Source organism: Leptolyngbya sp. PL-A3, from assembly GCF_039962325.1.
In the GTDB taxonomy this organism is placed as follows: domain Bacteria; phylum Cyanobacteriota; class Cyanobacteriia; order Elainellales; family Elainellaceae; genus Vacuolonema.
The window spans coordinates 45507-62351 of the sequence record NZ_JAMPLB010000011.1 but is presented as its reverse complement, the minus strand read 5'-3'; the positions used below and the strand labels follow the sequence as shown (position 1 = coordinate 62351).

The 16845-nt window shown below is 49.7% G+C and carries 19 protein-coding genes and 1 riboswitch; of the genes, 8 read left to right on the top strand and 11 right to left on the bottom strand.

Annotation, left to right across the window (positions count from 1 at the left end):
- Positions 1-58: 58 nt before the first annotated feature.
- From NDI52_RS10975 to fraC, 3 genes are read right to left on the bottom strand one after another with little or no spacing between them, the layout of a single operon-like run.
- Entirely contained in the window at positions 59-838 is a 780-nt protein-coding gene (locus tag NDI52_RS10975) for an ABC transporter permease subunit (RefSeq protein ID WP_190771406.1), read from the bottom strand.
- Positions 835-1836 carry a DUF5357 family protein gene (locus NDI52_RS10970; RefSeq protein ID WP_190771407.1) on the bottom strand — a complete coding sequence of 334 codons (1002 nt, stop codon included), beginning with the start codon at positions 1834-1836 and terminating at the stop codon, positions 835-837. The genes NDI52_RS10975 and NDI52_RS10970 overlap by 4 nt, the downstream gene beginning before the upstream one ends.
- 7 nt (positions 1837-1843) lie before the next feature.
- Positions 1844-2416 carry a filament integrity protein FraC gene (fraC, locus tag NDI52_RS10965; protein WP_190771408.1) on the bottom strand — a complete coding sequence of 191 codons (573 nt, stop codon included), beginning with the start codon at positions 2414-2416 and terminating at the stop codon, positions 1844-1846.
- A gap of 476 nt (positions 2417-2892) precedes the next feature.
- Here fraC and NDI52_RS10960 point away from each other — a divergent pair, with 476 nt between their 5' ends.
- Positions 2893-4026, top strand: coding sequence for a cob(I)yrinic acid a,c-diamide adenosyltransferase (locus NDI52_RS10960; protein WP_190771449.1), 1134 nt, complete (start codon positions 2893-2895; stop codon positions 4024-4026).
- Positions 4027-4421: 395 nt separating this feature from the next.
- Entirely contained in the window at positions 4422-4817 is a 396-nt protein-coding gene (gene crcB, locus NDI52_RS10955; protein ID WP_190771409.1) for a fluoride efflux transporter CrcB, read from the top strand.
- Between the two features lie 64 nt (positions 4818-4881).
- Here crcB and NDI52_RS10950 read toward each other — a convergent pair whose 3' ends face one another.
- Positions 4882-5451 carry a manganese efflux pump MntP family protein gene (locus tag NDI52_RS10950; protein ID WP_190771410.1) on the bottom strand — a complete coding sequence of 190 codons (570 nt, stop codon included), beginning with the start codon at positions 5449-5451 and terminating at the stop codon, positions 4882-4884.
- 332 nt (positions 5452-5783) lie between these two features.
- Between NDI52_RS10950 and NDI52_RS10945 the strand changes: the two genes are divergently transcribed.
- Positions 5784-7019, top strand: coding sequence for an LL-diaminopimelate aminotransferase (locus NDI52_RS10945; protein WP_190771411.1), 1236 nt, complete (start codon positions 5784-5786; stop codon positions 7017-7019).
- A 325-nt stretch (positions 7020-7344) separates the two neighbouring features.
- On the opposite strand, the gene NDI52_RS10940 is transcribed toward NDI52_RS10945, so the two are convergent.
- The 3 genes from NDI52_RS10940 to NDI52_RS10930 all read right to left on the bottom strand — a co-directional run bounded on the left by NDI52_RS10940 (position 7345) and on the right by NDI52_RS10930 (position 9134).
- Positions 7345-7587, bottom strand: coding sequence for a hypothetical protein (locus NDI52_RS10940; protein WP_190771450.1), 243 nt, complete (start codon positions 7585-7587; stop codon positions 7345-7347).
- 104 nt (positions 7588-7691) lie between these two features.
- Complete coding sequence (locus tag NDI52_RS10935; protein ID WP_348254097.1) at positions 7692-8597, bottom strand: NAD(P)H-dependent glycerol-3-phosphate dehydrogenase; 906 nt, start codon at positions 8595-8597, stop codon at positions 7692-7694.
- Positions 8598-8978: 381 nt separating this feature from the next.
- A complete protein-coding gene (locus tag NDI52_RS10930) occupies positions 8979-9134 on the bottom strand; it encodes a hypothetical protein (protein ID WP_190771412.1) in 156 nt (51 codons plus the stop codon).
- A 93-nt stretch (positions 9135-9227) separates the two neighbouring features.
- Between NDI52_RS10930 and NDI52_RS10925 the strand changes: the two genes are divergently transcribed.
- Positions 9228-10208 (top strand): ABC transporter ATP-binding protein, encoded by a 981-nt coding sequence (locus NDI52_RS10925; protein ID WP_190771413.1) that lies wholly within the window; start codon positions 9228-9230, stop codon positions 10206-10208.
- A gap of 145 nt (positions 10209-10353) precedes the next feature.
- On the opposite strand, the gene smpB is transcribed toward NDI52_RS10925, so the two are convergent.
- A complete protein-coding gene (smpB, locus tag NDI52_RS10920; RefSeq protein WP_190771414.1) occupies positions 10354-10821 on the bottom strand; it encodes an SsrA-binding protein SmpB in 468 nt (155 codons plus the stop codon).
- A gap of 86 nt (positions 10822-10907) precedes the next feature.
- A complete protein-coding gene (locus NDI52_RS10915; protein WP_190771415.1) occupies positions 10908-11174 on the bottom strand; it encodes a YciI family protein in 267 nt (88 codons plus the stop codon).
- A gap of 261 nt (positions 11175-11435) precedes the next feature.
- Here NDI52_RS10915 and NDI52_RS10910 point away from each other — a divergent pair, with 261 nt between their 5' ends.
- The 3 genes from NDI52_RS10910 (at position 11436) to NDI52_RS10900 (ending at position 13854) form a co-directional block, all read left to right on the top strand.
- On the top strand, positions 11436-12005 hold the full coding sequence (locus tag NDI52_RS10910; RefSeq protein ID WP_190771416.1) for a 2'-5' RNA ligase family protein: 570 nt from the start codon (positions 11436-11438) through the stop codon (positions 12003-12005).
- 230 nt (positions 12006-12235) lie between these two features.
- Positions 12236-12304: riboswitch (Glutamine riboswitch) on the top strand.
- Between the two features lie 38 nt (positions 12305-12342).
- Positions 12343-12816: a DUF4278 domain-containing protein gene (locus tag NDI52_RS10905; RefSeq protein WP_190771417.1), complete on the top strand. Its 474-nt coding sequence runs from the start codon at positions 12343-12345 to the stop codon at positions 12814-12816.
- A gap of 483 nt (positions 12817-13299) precedes the next feature.
- Positions 13300-13854 carry a prepilin-type cleavage/methylation domain-containing protein gene (locus NDI52_RS10900; protein WP_190771418.1) on the top strand — a complete coding sequence of 185 codons (555 nt, stop codon included), beginning with the start codon at positions 13300-13302 and terminating at the stop codon, positions 13852-13854.
- Between the two features lie 165 nt (positions 13855-14019).
- On the opposite strand, the gene NDI52_RS10895 is transcribed toward NDI52_RS10900, so the two are convergent.
- Positions 14020-15231 (bottom strand): class I SAM-dependent methyltransferase, encoded by a 1212-nt coding sequence (locus NDI52_RS10895; RefSeq protein WP_190771419.1) that lies wholly within the window; start codon positions 15229-15231, stop codon positions 14020-14022.
- Between the two features lie 220 nt (positions 15232-15451).
- Between NDI52_RS10895 and NDI52_RS10890 the strand changes: the two genes are divergently transcribed.
- Positions 15452-15595 (top strand): chlorophyll a/b-binding protein, encoded by a 144-nt coding sequence (locus tag NDI52_RS10890; RefSeq protein ID WP_190771420.1) that lies wholly within the window; start codon positions 15452-15454, stop codon positions 15593-15595.
- A gap of 208 nt (positions 15596-15803) precedes the next feature.
- Here the strand turns inward: NDI52_RS10890 and NDI52_RS10885 are convergent, their stop codons facing one another.
- Positions 15804-16763 (bottom strand): sulfotransferase domain-containing protein, encoded by a 960-nt coding sequence (locus NDI52_RS10885; protein WP_190771421.1) that lies wholly within the window; start codon positions 16761-16763, stop codon positions 15804-15806.
- Positions 16764-16845 lie beyond the last annotated feature (82 nt).

Here is a 16845-nt window from a genome sequence, read left to right as displayed (position 1 = left end):
GAGAGAGTAGGCGTTTCATCCCCACTCTCTCGTCACTCCAATGGTTGTAGCGATCAATTTAGAATTGGCGACGCGAGAAGATCAAAGTGGCGATCGTTAATACCAACCCAATGTAAACCACGGCATAAAATGCACTGCTCAGCAGTTGCAGGGGTTCGGGTATTAACTCTAAACCATATACAGCCTGATTTTTTAGATTGAGACGGGCCAGGTCAGGTAGGAGCAAATAAAAAATTTCGGTCGTGCGCTGAAAGCCAGGGTTTTCGCTAAGAGCACCCAGCTTCAGCAAATCACGGCTGGACTGGCCCATGAGATACACCCCGAAGGTCAGGAGCGTCGCCAGTAGAGGACTGGTAAAAACCCCAAATAGAATAGCGACTGCTGTAATCAGCGACAGTTCCAAAAACTGGAAAACGGCTGTAACTAGAATGCTGCTCAAGGGAAAGGGTGTTTGGTAAACCGTGAGTACCAGCAGGTAAATTGCAGTCATTGCTGCCACCAGAACGGCCAGTACTGCCGATAACCCAATATGCTTACCAACGATAAATTCCAGTCGGCTGACGGGCTTGGCAATCAACACATAAACAGTGCGCTTGTCGATCTCCTTGTTCACCAAACCTGTGCCAATAAAGGTGGCAATGATCAGCCCCAGCAGGCTGATAGCTCCCAGGCCTACATCCAACAAAATCTTACTTTCAGCGCTGGCTGCCACATCTGGCAGTAGGCGACCAATGGCGAAAAGGGCGATCGCATACACCCCAATCAGATACAGAATGCGATCGCGAATCACTTCCCGGAACACATTGGTAGCAATGACCAATACACGACCCAAACTCACCCCAAACCTCCTGTTGCTGTCGTTTCGGGCACTAACCACTTCTTCTCACTGACTCCAGGCGCACACTGTACTTCCGTCACAGGTTCGGAGCCACTCCCTCCTGGTTGAAGCAGGACAGGATTGTTGACTTGCCGTACCCAACAAGTCTTTTCAAGGTAATATCCCCCCAATCGGGAACTTGGGCCTAACCACCGTGCTCGCAGTAATAAGGTGTACTCATCGGGCCGGGTTTGCGGAGGCACCAGAGCCTGAAAGTTCCAGAATTGACCTTCGCCTGCGGCTTGTAGTCTGTTAAGCGCCTGTTGTTGCAAGTCAACAATACGTTGATCTCGCTCAAACAGCCAGCGCTCGGCATCGCGCCAGGGGCGGCCATCCAGTTGTTGCTCCACGGAAGTGGCAACGGTTCCCAGAAGAAGGGTACCCTGTTCGTCCTCCGCTGGTAACTCATCGGATATGGATACGACAAATCCACTATTGCTGAAGTCATCCGCTAGCAGGCTGGGGTAGGCCGTCAGCCAATCTTGCACCAGGAAGTGAAAACGAAACCAGCAGCTCATAACCAGACTCACCAGCAGCAGCACCAACATATCCTGCCGGGTAATTGGGTCAGGCAGCGTGAAGGTGAGCCGGGGGAAAAATCGGGGGACGATGGCGATCGCCGCTGACACGACAGGCCAGAGCGTTACAGCCAGGGGAAACGGGTCTGCGCCCTCCCGCCAAAATAGTAGGGTACAGGCCAATGCCCCCGTAAACCAGGGGCCAGGCCGAAACATCCAACCAAAAAAGTTCAGTTTGATTCCCCAGGAGGCCCACCCTACTCCAATGGTGAGGAACAACCAGCCCAACCATGACAGAATTTCCTCGACGACTTCGGTCACGGTGAGGATAGACAACAGCCAGGCAAATACGCTCAGCCAGATGAGCGTTTGCCAGGAGTAGGCCTGGGGTGGTTTGAGCTGTTTCCAAAGGGCTTCAAAGGCTGCGCGAAGTTCTTTCACAGGTGGTTCACCGGAAATAACCAAAACCGGAGAATTGAGGATTCAACAGGAGATACCGGGTAAACAAAATAACGGTTATAGCGGAGTAGCTACAGGCATTAGCGGTGAGCATTGCCCGAGCCTGGTTGTTGCTGTCGACCCAGCCCCCGCTTCCACGTCGAAACCGTCTTCCCAAGCGGCGTTCACTCATTCGTTTTTGCAGTTGCGCTTCCCACTCCTGCTGGGTGAGTAACAACTGCTCCAATTGCGTAAAGCCAAAGGTTTTCATGACAAAACTGGCAAAAAAGGTCAAAAATCCTACCAGAATGCCCCAGAAAGCAGTTTCCCGCGTCCATCGATTAAACAAAATAAACTCGATTAGCTCGTTCCGCAAAAATTGGGGTAGCACCGCCTCCACGGCAAAAAAGATAAACCAACCGACCACCGTCGTGGTCAAATTTAGAATGGTGGCATACAACATGGCCTTACGGGGAATCATCGCCAACTCCCGCTTCAGTACAACCCCTTCGATGGCGATCGCCAGCAGCAAGAACATGAACTGAAAGGCGATCATCCGCAGGGCCAAAACCGGAAAAACCATAGCTCCCCAAATTCCGTTCTGACTTCCAACTTATCTCAAATCCAGTGAAAGAATTTGCAGGCTAGTATTCAGGGGCTTAAGTTTGCCTATATTTGGGTGGTGTAGGATACGAAGCACTTCAACATCACCAGATATAAGTTGGATGTTCATGGTGCAGTACTAGAGCCACTTGGGTAGGGGCATTCTATGGAAAAGCGCTACCGTAAGGGCTCTAGCCAACCAGGGATTGTTTCTTAGCCTCCAGCTCAAGAAGTGAGCCTAGCTACTATTTGTGGTGCATTTATAGAGTGAATCTCCACAGATAACCCCACTAATGGTGTTGACCCCTTATCCTCTTGGCGGCATAATGAGCGGGCAGGCGTTACTTGCTCATGCATCAGGGTCATTGAATTGGGCCTCCCCAGGACCTTTCAAAAATACTCTCAACCCACCGTCGCCTTTGATAGGATCAATGCCTCATGAATCATCTTAGAACCATGACCAGAAACGGCATCGGCATTCGCACCGCACAGAATATGTCGGAGCGTTTAGAAGGGCAGATCCATGTTTATGATGGGGCCGGGAAGGGGAAGTCTCAGGCGGCTCTGGGTGTCGTTTTGCGTTCCATTGGTCTTGGGATTAAGAGCTCCAGTCAGACACGGGTTCTCCTGTTGAGGTTTCTCAAAGGACCTGGCCGTACTTATGACGAAGATGCCGCCATTGAAGCGCTTCAGCAGGGGTTTCCCCACCTCATCGATCAGGTACGCACCGGGCGCGGCGAGTTTTTTGGCCCCGATGATATTACTCGATTCGATCGCCTGGAGGCCCAGCGAGGTTGGGATGTAGCGAAAGGGGCGATCGCCTCTGACCTTTACTCCGTTGTAGTGCTCGATGAAATTAACCCCGTCCTCGATCTGGGGTTGCTGCCGGTTGATGAAGTCGTTAAGACCCTCAAGAATAAGTCGCCAGAACTGGAAGTGATTGCAACCGGTCGGGGTGCCCCAGCCGCTTTACTGGAAATCGCGGATCTGCACTCTGAGATGAAACCTCACTTCCATCCGACCGCTGCCAAAAACGGTATTGAGGGAATTGAAATTTACACAGGGGCCGGCAAGGGTAAGTCTACCAGTGCCTTGGGGAAAGCACTCCAGGCTATTGGTAAGGGGATTAGCCAGGACAAGTCGCACCGGGTGCTGATTATGCAATGGCTGAAGGGAGGAAGCGGGTACACCGAGGACGCTGCAATCTCCGCTCTGCAACAAAGCTATCCCAATCTGGTCGATCATTTGCGCTGTGGTCGAGATGCTATTGTCTGGCGCGGCCAGCAGCAAGAGCTGGATTACGTAGAAGCCGAGCGGGGCTGGGAAATTGCGCGAGCTGCGATCGCCTCTGGCCTCTACAAAACCATTATGCTGGACGAGCTCAACCCGACGGTTGATCTAGAACTGCTACCCCAGGAGCCCATCGTACAGGCGCTCCTACGCAAACCCCGTGACACCGAAATTATTATCACAGGCCGCTGCAAAAACACCCCAGCCTACTTTGACCTAGCCAGTATTCACTCTGAGGTCTTCTGCCACAAACACTATGCAGAGAAAGGTGTTGATCTAAAGCGTGGTGTCGATTTCTAACGCAGCTCCAATGCTCTAAAAGCCAAAACTCTTATTTTGTCGTTACCTGGTAACAACGGAATAGGAGTTTTGGTTTTTAGAATTAGGACTTACGCATTCATGTTGTGTGTACTCTGCAACTACACATAAGGAGGTTTATGCATAAGAATTTACCCAGAATGTTGGTGCTTTGCCCGCGAAGCGGGCAAAGCACCAACATTCTGGGGGTAATTTCATTACTGGAAATCTCCTAACGTGAATGTGTAAGTCTTGAGGATATTGGCATTTGATCCGGACAGTTTACTTTTGAAAAGTCGTGTGGATCACGACTTTTCAAAAGTAAACTGTCCTGCTTCTAATCACGCAACGCTATAGGGCACAATCTGAGATTAAAGATAATTAACTGGTGCACAACCATGGGAGAAACAGGGATTCGAGCCGCGATCGCTATTAGCTTGGGGGCGATCGCGGGTGCTCTGAGCCGCTACTACTTCACTCTATTGTTCAAATCTCTGCTGGATGCGCCGTTTCCCTACGGTACGTTCTTGATTAACCTGACTGGATGTGTAGGAATTGGTTTTTTAAGTGTTTGGTTGGGCGATCGCATTCCATCTCTTGCACCAGAGCTCAAGTTATTACTAATTACTGGATTTCTTGGGTCTTACACGACTTTTTCGACCTATGGTTTAGAGTCTCTTTCTCTATTTCTACAATCCCGCCTTTGGATAGGGCTAGCCTATTGGTTGGGGAGTGCAATATTAGCGCTTCCTTGTGTGTATTTAGGGACGGTTTTAGCCAAGATGAAACTCTAATGTCGGGCCGGCTTGCAGGCCCATAGTTGTACTTTGTATCTCTTTCCAATATTTTTTGAGTAATCTAAATCCCCTGGGTCGTTAGGTGCTCGAAAAGAATTTTGGCACCAATTCCAATCAGGACTAAACCCCCAACAATTTCGATCCTACGACCTAGAAAATTACCGAATCGATGCCCAATAAAAACCGCAACCAGGGATAGCAGAAACGTAATGCATCCGATGATGCTGGTAGATTTTGAGATGTCAGTTTGCAATGCCCCAAAGCTAATGCCCACAGCCAGAGCATCAATGCTTGTAGCAAAGGCCAGTACCATCAATGTGTGATTATTAGTCGGATCAAACCGCTCGCAACCGTCCTCTTCATTGATCGCCTCATAAATCATCTTGCCGCCGATGCCACTTAACAACGCAAAGACAATCCAGTGATCGATATTCTCGACCAGTGACTGGACACCCAGCGATATGAACCAACCCAGCAGAGTCATCAGTGCCTGAAATCCACCGAAAAAGAGCGCGATTTTCAGAGCTTTATTGAGCTTGAGATGTTTGATGAGAAGCCCGCTACAAAGGGCAACGGCGACTGCATCCGCAGAGACGCCTACCGCTATCAATGAATCGGTTGCAATCGTCATAGATACTCGCTAAAAATTCGTCAATCAGAGAGTCTGAGCGAAGGACCGTGGCTATAAGTAGCAGAGCCGGTGCATTTTTCAATCCCTCTTTTGTTCTATTATCCCCTGATCATTCTGGTTATGTTTCAAATCTACAAAACATTAGGCCAAAAAGGCTGTATTGACCGCAGAGTAAGTAATATGGCCTTTCTGATCTGATGGCTAATCATGCCGATCAATAGATTGTGGCTGGAGGGATTCACAGCGCTCCTCCGACCACAACTACCTTTAGATTGGAATTGTGACCATCCCTTCGCTATACACTAATGTATTGGCGTTCGAAACATCCATCCATGGCAACCATCAACGATAACTACCTCAAACTGAAGGCAGGCTACCTGTTCCCCGAAATTGGCCGACGCGTCAATGCATTTTCCGAAGCGAACCCGAATGCCAGTATTATTCGCCTGGGCATTGGTGACGTGACTGAGCCGCTGCCCCAGGCTTGCCGCGATGCGATGATTCAAGCGGTCGAAGAGATGGGGGATCGCGCCCAGTTCAAAGGCTATGGTCCCGAGCAGGGATACCTTTGGCTGCGTGAAAAAATTGCTGCCCACGACTTCCAAGCTCGGGGTTGCGACATCGATGCCTCCGAAATCTTCATCTCCGATGGCTCGAAGTGTGACACGGGCAACATCCTCGATATTTTTGGTGACAACAACACCATTGCTGTAACGGATCCCGTCTATCCCGTTTATGTGGATACCAACGTCATGGCAGGGCACACGGGCCCAGCCAATGATAAAGGTGAGTATGGCGGTCTGGTTTACCTACCTATCTCAGCAGATAACAACTTTACAGCTGAAATTCCTCAGCAAAAGGTTGATTTAATCTACCTCTGCTTCCCGAACAACCCAACCGGAGCGGTAGCAACCCGTGAACATCTGCAAGCCTGGGTCGAGTATGCCCGTACCCATGGCTCCATCATTTTCTTTGATGCAGCTTACGAAGCTTTCATTTCTGATCCCACCATCCCTCACTCTATCTATGAGATTGAAGGGGCACGGGAATGCGCGATTGAGTTTCGTTCCTTCTCGAAGAATGCTGGGTTTACTGGAACCCGTTGTGCCCTCACCGTAGTACCTAAATCCCTAATGGCGAAGGCCTCAGATGGCTCTGATGTGCAGCTTTGGGCTCTGTGGAACCGCCGCCAATCTACCAAGTTCAATGGTGTATCCTACATTGTTCAGCGTGGTGCCGAAGCGGTCTACTCGGAAGCCGGCCAACGGCAGGTCAACACGCTAATCGGCTTCTACATGGAAAATGCCCGCATCATCCGTGAAAAGCTGACAGCAGCCGGGTTCTCTGTGTATGGTGGCGTCAACGCTCCCTACATCTGGTTGAAGACCCCCCACGGTTTGGGCAGCTGGGACTTCTTTGATAAGTTACTTCATACCTGCAACGTGGTCGGCACCCCAGGAGCAGGTTTTGGTGCTGCAGGAGAAGGCTACTTCCGAATTTCTGCCTTCAACAGCCGAGCCAACGTCGAAGAGGCGATGAACCGTATCACTGAAAAGTTTGCAGTCTAACGGTAATTCAGCGAAAAGGTGGGAGCGTAGCTTCCACCTTTTTCGTAGGCGATCGCACACATTTTTACAAAGATATTAAATTAACCTCAATTCGGGATAAGCTCAAAAGCCCATTTTGTAGTGCGTGAAGCGCACTACAAAATGGGCTTTTTCGAGGGGCGCGCTTTGCGCGCCCCTCGAAAAAGCCCTTAACCCAAACTCAGGTTAAATTACAGTAAATCGCCGCTCACCTATACCCTAAGGTAAATGCCGCATGCCAATTTAAAAGAAGCCCACGATTGTAGGTACAACCGCACTTACAATCGTGGGCTCTCTTGATTCACGGTCAGTTGTTGTCATGCACAGATGGGCTGTCCAAATACTGCTCATAGAGATTGTGTACTAAATTTTCCAAATTCTCGTCAGGGCAGCAGTCGAACAGGGCATCGAAAATATCGATCAGGCGAGCGGCAGTTTCTCCAAGGGTGGGGCTGAGGCCCCAAACATCCTGCACCCAATCCTGAGGGCGATCGCTCTCGAAAATCATCCGTTCCAGTAACTGGCGGGCTTCTGTTTTAGAAATAGCCATCACAATTCCTTCAATTCCATGGGGCTCAGTTTGTCTATGGTAGGAGGAAGTGGGCACTTCACATCCACTTCTCCCTACCATAGACAAATCTGCACTCAGTTTTACTAAGCCTCGGGTTTCAGGTCACGTTCCATTAAGGCTTCTACCGCCTGCTGGGGCGTAATCTGCTGATTCAGTAGCAGATAGACCTGATGAGAGATGGGCATAGAAATCCCCTCTCGATTGGCAATGGCAAACAGAACATTGGCCGTATTAACTCCTTCGGCGGTTTCGCCAATGGCCGCAAGAGCTTGCTCTAATGTCGCTCCCTGCGCCATCCGAAAGCCCACTTGATAATTGCGGCTGAGGGGGCTGTTGCAGGTTGCCAGTAAATCTCCCAACCCTGAAAGGCCAAAGAAGGTTTCGACCTCACCACCCAGGTAAGTCCCAATGCGAATGATCTCGGCCAGAGCACGGGTGATCAGAGCAGATTTTGCATTCGTGCCCAGTTGCAGGCCATCACAGACCCCAACGGCGATCGCAATCACATTCTTCAGCGTTCCCCCCAACTCTGTCCCAACTGGGTCCTGATTGGTGTAGACCCGAAAGCGATCCGACGCAAACATTTTTTGTACCGTTTGTGCGGCTTCTGGATTTTGGCTGGAGACGACCGTGGCTGCTGGAAGCCCCTGGTAGATTTCCTTTGAAAGGTTTGGTCCAGAAAACACCACAACCGGGTTATCGGGAAAATGCTCCTGCCAAATTTGTGACGCGGCACAAGTGGTTTCCGCATCCAGTCCTTTTGTGGCCGTTACGAGAATGACTTCTCGGTCCAGACCCAGTGTCTGTATCTGTTTCGCTACCTGCGGAACTCCTTTGATAGAGACTGCTGACAGGATAACGCCTGCATCTTCCAGAGCCATTTCCATAGGTAGGGAACCCCGTCGCGACCAGAGTTTAGGCGAGTTTCCGGCCCGTCTGGCTAGCTCATAAAGGACAGAACCCCAGGCTCCGGCTCCTAGAATTGTCAAGGGTTGAGGGGTAGGATGTTGCGAACTCAGCAAGAGGGAAAGAATACCAACAGAACGGTTTTCATCTTAAACAATAAGGCGCTAGTTTTTGTAGAAGGGTGAATTTTGCCAGCAATTCTCATTTTGAAATCAGACCCGAAAATCGCGCGCCAAAGGCGCGCGGTTTCGGGCATCAAAGCCAAGAGTTCACGCCCTACGGGCGTGAACTCTTGGCTTTGATGCCCATACTGAGAATTGCTGGAATTTTGCCGGTGCATCGCACCGGCAAAATTCACCCTTCTACATACTGAGGTCCTGAATTCTGCAGCATAAAGCGCACAGAATTCAGGACCTCAGCAAGACTGCCCAGACAATTGTCAGAAAACTCGGCTGAAATTAGCCCTAGACTATGAAAAGATTCTGTAAAAGCGATAGATCAATCGGGGCCGGAAGCATTTCGCCCCGGAAGTCGAGCAGTTGTACCAGCAGCAGATAGCCAAAGCTGAGGAGTAAGGCGATCGCCCCGGTGACAATCGCAACCCATTTCGAACGGTTCATAATTGGCTTTTAGATGGGAATCTTGATCTAGAGTGACATAAAAATTGGCAAGATCGGGAACAAGTAAAGTGTGTTCGCTCCATTTTGATTGGCATGGATACTGAAACCCAAGCGTCAATGACTCCTCTTTTACCTGGGCAGTCGGTGGTGATTCACACCCGTGAACTCCGCAAGGTTTACCGTTCTGGCTTCTGGTTCAATCAAAAGAACCAGACCCTTAACAACTGCTCCCTGGACATTTATGAAGGGGAAACCTTTGGGCTGCTGGGGCAGAATGGGGCAGGAAAGACGACCCTCCTGAAGATCCTGCTGGGTATTGTGCGGCCCTCTAGCGGTAACGGCATGCTGCTGGGCAGACCGCTGGGCGATCGCACAGTCAAGCACCGGGTCGGCTACTTACCAGAAAACCCTTACTTCTATGACTACCTCACGGGTTGGGAATTACTGGAGTACGCGGCTGGTCTGTTTCAGTTGCCATCTGCTGTACAACGTCAACGCATCCCTGAACTGCTTGATCTGGTCGGCTTAGCTCGTTCTGCCGCTCAAAAGAAACAGCTTCGGCAATACTCTAAGGGGATGTTGCAGCGCATTGGGGTTGCCCAGGCCTTAATTAATGATCCGGATGTGGTGTTTTTGGACGAACCGATGTCAGGGTTGGATCCTTTAGGTCGCTTCCAGATTCGAGAAATTATTCAATCCCTGAAGACCCAGGGTAAGACGATTTTTTTTAATAGCCATGTGCTGTCCGATGTCGAGGCAATTTGCGATCGCGTCGGTATTCTGGCTCAAGGAGAACTCATTTGCCTCGGTTCAATCCATGAGCTGCTGGGCACCACGGATCTGTACCGAGTAAGAGTTCAAAATGCCAATCCTGAGGTGCTGCGACAGTGGATGCCCGATTTGGAATTTAAGGATGGTTTTTGGCAGGGGCACCTCAAAGGCCAACCTCAAGACTTTTTCTCTAGTCTGCGGCTGATGAAAGCTCAATTAATCTCAATGAGTTTGGCTCGCCCAAGTTTGGAGGAGTTTTTTATCCAACAGCTTCAACAACGGGGCATTTTCAAAAGCCAGTAATAGGCTCATAAGTGCCTTCATAAAAGAGAGGGGCGACGTATGACGTCGCCCCTCTCTTTTATGAAGGCTATGGCAACCCCTTTCCGATCTGATGAGGTATGAGAGATGAATGTGGAGCTTTGCCCCACATTCATTTCATGAAAAGCTATTGTGACTTCATTGCCCGTTCCATTTCGCGCTTATCCTGTTTCTTCTTCAGATCTTCGCGCTTGTCGTAGGTCTTCTTGCCTCGGGCTAGGGCGATCGCTACTTTCACTCGCCCCTTCTTCATATACAGCCGCAGCGGAATCAACGTCAGTCCCTTTTGCTCCACCTTGCCAATTAAGCGGCGAATTTCATCCTTATGAAGCAGGAGCTTCCGAGTACGGCGAGGATCATGATTGAACACCTGGCTGGCGGTGTCATGGGGCGAAATGTGAACGTTGTAGAGCCACACCTCTTCATCACGAACCGATGCAAAGCCATCCTTCAAGTTGGCTTTGCCCTGTCGCACAGACTTCACCTCCGTTCCCCGCAGCTCAATGCCAGCCTCGTAGGTTTCCAAAATTTCGTAGAGGTAGCGGGCCTGTCGGTTGTCCGCCACGATTTTGATGCCGTCTCCGTTATCTGCCATCGTAGTTCTTCGTTACCTTACTAACAGTTCCCTGGGATTGGGGAAGTCGGAAAAGCCTTGCGGTGTGCTGGCTTTGTGAGTATGGCTTACTCCACTACAACGTGCCACTCATGCAGTTCGTAGGTGACGCAGCCATTACAAATCAGGGGATCACGTGCCACAATATCCTTCGCTTCTTCGAGAGAATTCGCCCAGAACAATAACATACCGCCGCCCCGTTCCTGCCAGTACCCAGTCTTGGCTTGATGCCCCGAGGCAATCAGATCTTTTACAAAGTCCAGATGGGCTGGCACATACTGGTCAAAAGTGGGTTTATCGACGAGGCCTTTTTCAATCTTGACAAACCAGGGCATTGGTTGCGTTCTTTCGTGGAATGGGTATTATCGGATGGCTAAGAGGGTGTTGAAAGATTCATTTCTCTGCACCAGCAGACAACCAAATCAACCCTTTTCAGGGCTGGCTTCTCAAACATCCTCTAAGGATACCTTAGCCAGAAGTTTTGCTGTCGTCGATCGCTCTTCAGTAAGCTTCATGGAAAGAGCCGTCAGGTTTGTGCTTCTAACAAGACAGTGCGTTGCTTGCTTCAATCGTATCGATGCCCATCACAGGACTTCATGACCACAAGCCACAACCCAAATCCCCGATTTTTTATCGCATTCCTGCCTCCTGCGGAGATCGATACCTTTGCAACGACCATTATTCAGGAACTCGGTAGTCGCTATCAAACCCGCACGGCCAAAGCTCCCCCCCACATTACGCTACAACCGCCCTTCGAGTGGCCCGTGAACGCCCTTCCAGCTTTAGAGAGCAGCCTCCGAGCGTTTGTGCAGACTCAATCCCCAGTTCCTATCAGCCTGTCTGGGTTTGGCGCATTTTCTCCCCGTGTGCTTTACATTAAGGTGCTCAAAACGCCTGAATTGCTTCAGCTTCAGGCCTCGCTCATGCAACATCTGGAAGACACGTTAGGGATTGTTGATCTCAAGAACAAGCGACGTGGTTATTCGCCCCACATGACTTTGGCTTCTCGCAACTTGAACCCACACACGTTCGAGGAAGCCTGGATGGATTTACAGAAACGGGAAGCGAACTTTGAGTTTACGAGCGATCGCCTCACTCTACTCATTCATCAAGGCCACCGTTGGGAGAACCAGCAAGACTTTTCTTTGGCTGAGCACGGTTTTTGAGCAACAGTTCGCATTTGGAAATCTAGATTGGGGAGGCTGCACTCCTCAGGTAAAGCCTAAACTGGATTCAGGTTAAGGGCGTTTTCGAGTGCTGTGCGCAATGCATGGCACTCAAAAGGCCCATTTTTGCTTATCCCGCACTGAAGTTAGTCCAAAGCGAGAACTACTGAGTTTTAAAATTACCCCTTGACAAAAAAGAGGCAAAACTGTAACAATAGATACAGAAATAAATCGTTCATCTCTTTGCCAAACAACTTGGCAGAAGAGACGGAAGTAGGGAAGCCCCGAAGGAACGCGCCTCCAAACTACTCTTCAAGACTGAAGCGAGGCGGACGTTATGCAACTCAATTATCGTGGTATCAAGTACGAAGCCAATTCTCCTGTCGTTAATCTGAATAACAGCAATCCAGCAGATGCTACTCTGCGATATCGTGGCAACGCTTACGACACGAATTTGCCTGTTGTTGCTCAAGCTAAAGTAGAAGCAGCAGATGCTACTCTTCAGTATCGTGGCAATACTTACAACGCAGCTCTACCGACCATTGCTCAACCTAGCGCAGAATCTGTAGCAAGCTCTGTGGTGGAAGCTGATCCTGCTCCTGTTGCAGCTGTTTCTGGCGATCGCGCCCGCTCACTGATGATGAACCACCACCGTCAGGTCAAGCAACGTCAGCAAGTTATGCTGTCCCGTCTGGCTACTAGCATTGGGCTAGATGGTAGCGAAACGGCGAAGTACTGGAACCATATTCAAGGCAAGGTTCACCCCAGTTTCTGGGCAACCTATGATCGCAGCCACGCAGCAAGCAGCTGATTCATGCATCCACAGACCAACGCATCTTTGAACCCTAAGTCATAGTCATCTCTGGACAAAAGGTTCTCTTTAAGAAAAAGGCACTCCATTAGGGTGCCTTTTTTATTGCGTCTTGCATGTTCTCAGCTTCTATCGCGCTACGCGTTTAGACAATACCTGTCATTCTTTTTATGGGAGTGGTGGCTTCGCCGCCACTCCCATAAAAAGAATGACAGGTTGCTTATTTGTGATCCTGAGGAATAACAAGAGGGAGGGGCAAAATTACGGGGTTTCAAAGTTGAGCTTTCGCCCTCAACAATAAAATCTCGTAGTCATACTTATTCCGAAAAGGTTTAGAAAACGGCATAGTGCTAAAAGCAGGCAAAACGCATCAATAATGCTGCTCCTGACACTATGTTTGGCCGTGACATATGAGTTTCACGGCCAGACATACTGCCTTGATATACCCCTCTTTGGTGCTTAATTTATTTTTCAGGCTGCATCATGACCCTACAATTAGAGCGACGATATCGCCGGTCTCGGAAGTTTTTCTGTGCGAATTTCAATTCCTATGGTTTCTCTCAAGTAGAGCTACTTGTAACGCTGGCAGTAATGACTCTGCTAGTTTCTATACTTGTTCCCTCGTGGTTGGGGTTGATGACGGGGCAGACCCTAAATCATGCTCAAGATGGTGTATTTCAGACAATGCGAGCTGCTCAGGTACAAGCCAAAACTAACCATGCAGCGTGGCAAGCCAGCTTTCGAGATACTCCTCAGGGCATCCAAGCAGCAGCTCACCCCGTCAATGCAGAACCGACCCAAATCCCCTGGGAAACTCTCAGTTCCGGTGCCCAAATCGATGCTGCAATGACGACCCTTTTGCAAACCGCTGGAACTTACCAGATCCGCTTTACTGCGCAAGGTGGAGTGAGTGGCCAGATGGGCCGGATGACGCTGCGGCGAGGCGATCGCACCTCCAGACGCTGTGTATTCTCATCTAGCCTTCTGGGTGCTCTACGTACAGCCCGTAACGAGGAGTGTAATCGAAATTTGCAATAGGGCACCTGGCGATAGCCTTGCGCATGAAACGCGTTTTCTATGAATTGATACAGCGCTCAGAACCGGGCAGTCTGTTTTTGAAAAGCCGCGCTCCGCAAAGCTTTTCAAAAACAGACTGCCCTAACTAACGTAACACCAGCAATAAGTGCAAGTCTGCGAATGCATTTAAGGGATTTGGAATCCGCGCAGTTTTCGCTGTTCCTCCTGCAGCCCTTTGCCTTGTAAGAGAACTCCGAAGTTCCCCAATCCCATTGGGTCAATTAATCCGTGGAGTGCTTCTCGCCGTGCCAGAAGGTCAGATAGGGTAAACGATTCACTAAAACTGCGGTTGGATAACTCGGCAATGCGATCGCCCATGCCTAATGCCATCAAAAATAGCCCCTGTTGTGTAAACCCAAGAGATTCTAGCCCACACTTCTCTCCTTGCTTTTCCAAAGCTGTGAAGTTGACGTGGGCTGTAATATCCTGGCTACCAACGTGGATGAAGGGATTGTCGTGGTGGTGATGCTGAAAATAGCACTGAAGTGTTCCTGCACGACGGCTGGGAAGGTAGAAACGCTGAGCCGGATACCCATAGTCAATAGTGAGCACATAGCCTTGCCGCAGCCTTTGAGCTACAGTTGTAAGCCAATCTAGTGAAGCTAAGTTAACTTCAGTGCTGTAGCCATCGGGGTAGGGGGGCGTTGTTAAGGAGATGCCACTCAGCTGAAGATAAGTTTCTACCTCGGGGGTGGAGAGGGGGGCGATCGCCTCTCCAAAAACACCCTCCTCAGCTTTCTCCGACTTCACGACAAAAATTTCCTGCAACGCTCCGTCTTTCAGGATGATCCGATGCACCGGAAACGCATCGACCAGCTCGTTGGAGAAGAAACATCCTACGACTGAGTCAAGTGGAATTTCATCCCAAGTACGCCAGTGCAGGCGGTCAAACTCTAACAGATTGCTCATTTGTTGCTGTTGGAGTTGACGCAGGGCAGGAGAAGCCTCCACCACAATGTACTCCAGCGCATCGAAGCAGGCATCATGGTGGCGGTGCAGATACCGCAACACATCCCGCACCAGTAATCCTTGTCCGGCTCCCATTTCTACCAGGGTGAAGGGTTGGGGGAAACCGAGTAACCGCCACATCTCGGCAAACTGTTCGGCTAACAACTCACCAAAGTCGGACCCTAGGTGAGGAGCGGTATAGAAATCTCCTTCTTTGCCAATGTTGACCCGGTTGGTAGCGTAGTATCCGTACTCTGGGTCATAGAGGGCCAGATTCATAAACTCTGTAAAGGGAATTCTTCCTTGGGGCTGTGCAGCGATGTGTTGAGCAATGCGATCGCACAACAATGGATGACTCTGGTCAGCTTCTAACCCCTGCTTATCTTGCATATCCATCAATCCTGGTCATTAACTTCATATCTTGCCCTAAAAGCTAGAACTCGGCAGTGCCAGTACAAAGCGGAAGCAATCCCAGAGTTCTGCTTTTAGGACAGTAAGGTACAGGATGTGAGTAAGCCCTGATGTATAGGCCCAAGGCATTGTCACCTTCTCCAAAGTTATGTTAAGTTCTATTACAGAACCGATACCTAAGTACTGAGGTTATTGAGCCATGGAAAATCAAGGAACAAAGTTTGGTTTCACTCAGTTCGCTGAAACCTGGAACGGTCGTCTGGCTATGCTTGGCTTTGTAATTGGAATTGCCACCGAATTGCTTACCGGGCAAGGCATTCTGTCCCAACTGGGTCTCATGTAATTTTGTATCTCTCGAATATCTCATCTAAGTTGTAAAAAGCACCCAATCGGGTGCTTTTTTCTGCTGTATGCATTGCTTATAGCCTTTCCCAATCTGGTGAGGTACGAGAGATGGTTGTGGAAGTTTGTTCCACATCATCTCTCGTACCTCACCAAACCGAGAAATCTCGTAAATGGCTTTGATAAAGCGTGTTTCCTCTGCGGTAGCTTTACTCAGCCGTGCTACTCAGACGATGTTTTAATTGAACCCATGCCTGACGCATAGACCAGAACTTGCTGGCTTCCATCTCCGCGATCGTTTTGTGGGCCTGATCCAGTTGTTGACGTACCTGAGCGAGTTCCTGTGCAAGTTCTTGCTTGAGAGCCAGATATTTGCCGTCCTGTTGACCGATCGCCTTCTCCAAATTCCGCCGCATGGGCTCATAGGTCTTCTCAAGAGCAGGAGCCGCTTCAATGTAACCCATTCGCTCCAGAGCAGAACCGTGGCGAGCCAGAAAAGTCTCTAGCATCTCATCGGTAAAGCGGTCTTGCCACTGCCCAGAAGTACCTTTGCGGAAGAAGGGATGTAAAGGTGTTTTTCCCTGTTGCTTGTACCAGGCCTCCTCCCGCTTCTTCAAATTTTGAAAATCACAGGCTTCGATCGTGAAATTCACCCGCTCCATATCGATAGGAAGCCCTGCAAATTCTAAACAGCGCAGAAATTGTGTCTGCGTATCTGCCTTCATATCTTCGTAGCGTAACAGCAAGAATTTTTCGGGAGCGTTGTCCAGCCAGGAATGAACATGGTCGCTCCACGTAGAGAACGGATCTAGCTGATCAGCATTAAACGCTTTGACGTAGTCTCTAAAAGACATCCCGTCGGGGATGCGTTTCCGGCTCTGCATATGAAAGTAGTAGGAAACGGCTACATCCCGACCGTCTCGCACAATATAGATGACGCGGGGGTACTCTGGGCGGTAGGGTTCGTGACTTTTAATGTATCGGGGGGCCTTCAATGCCGCCAGTTCAGCCGGATTTTTATAAATGTCTGGAATGATCTCGGAAATATTAGGAGTTTCCTCACCAGAGAGGTAATGCCCAAAGAGGTATCGGAGCCAGGTGTTTCCTGATTTAGGATAAGACACCAGAAACAGGTCATCTGGCAGCGTGTCGATCCGAACGTTTTCCATAAACCGCGTTTAACAAACCTTAAAAGATGTTATCAAGTTCAGGTCACGAGTTACCGACCTGTCATTAAACTGAGGACAATTT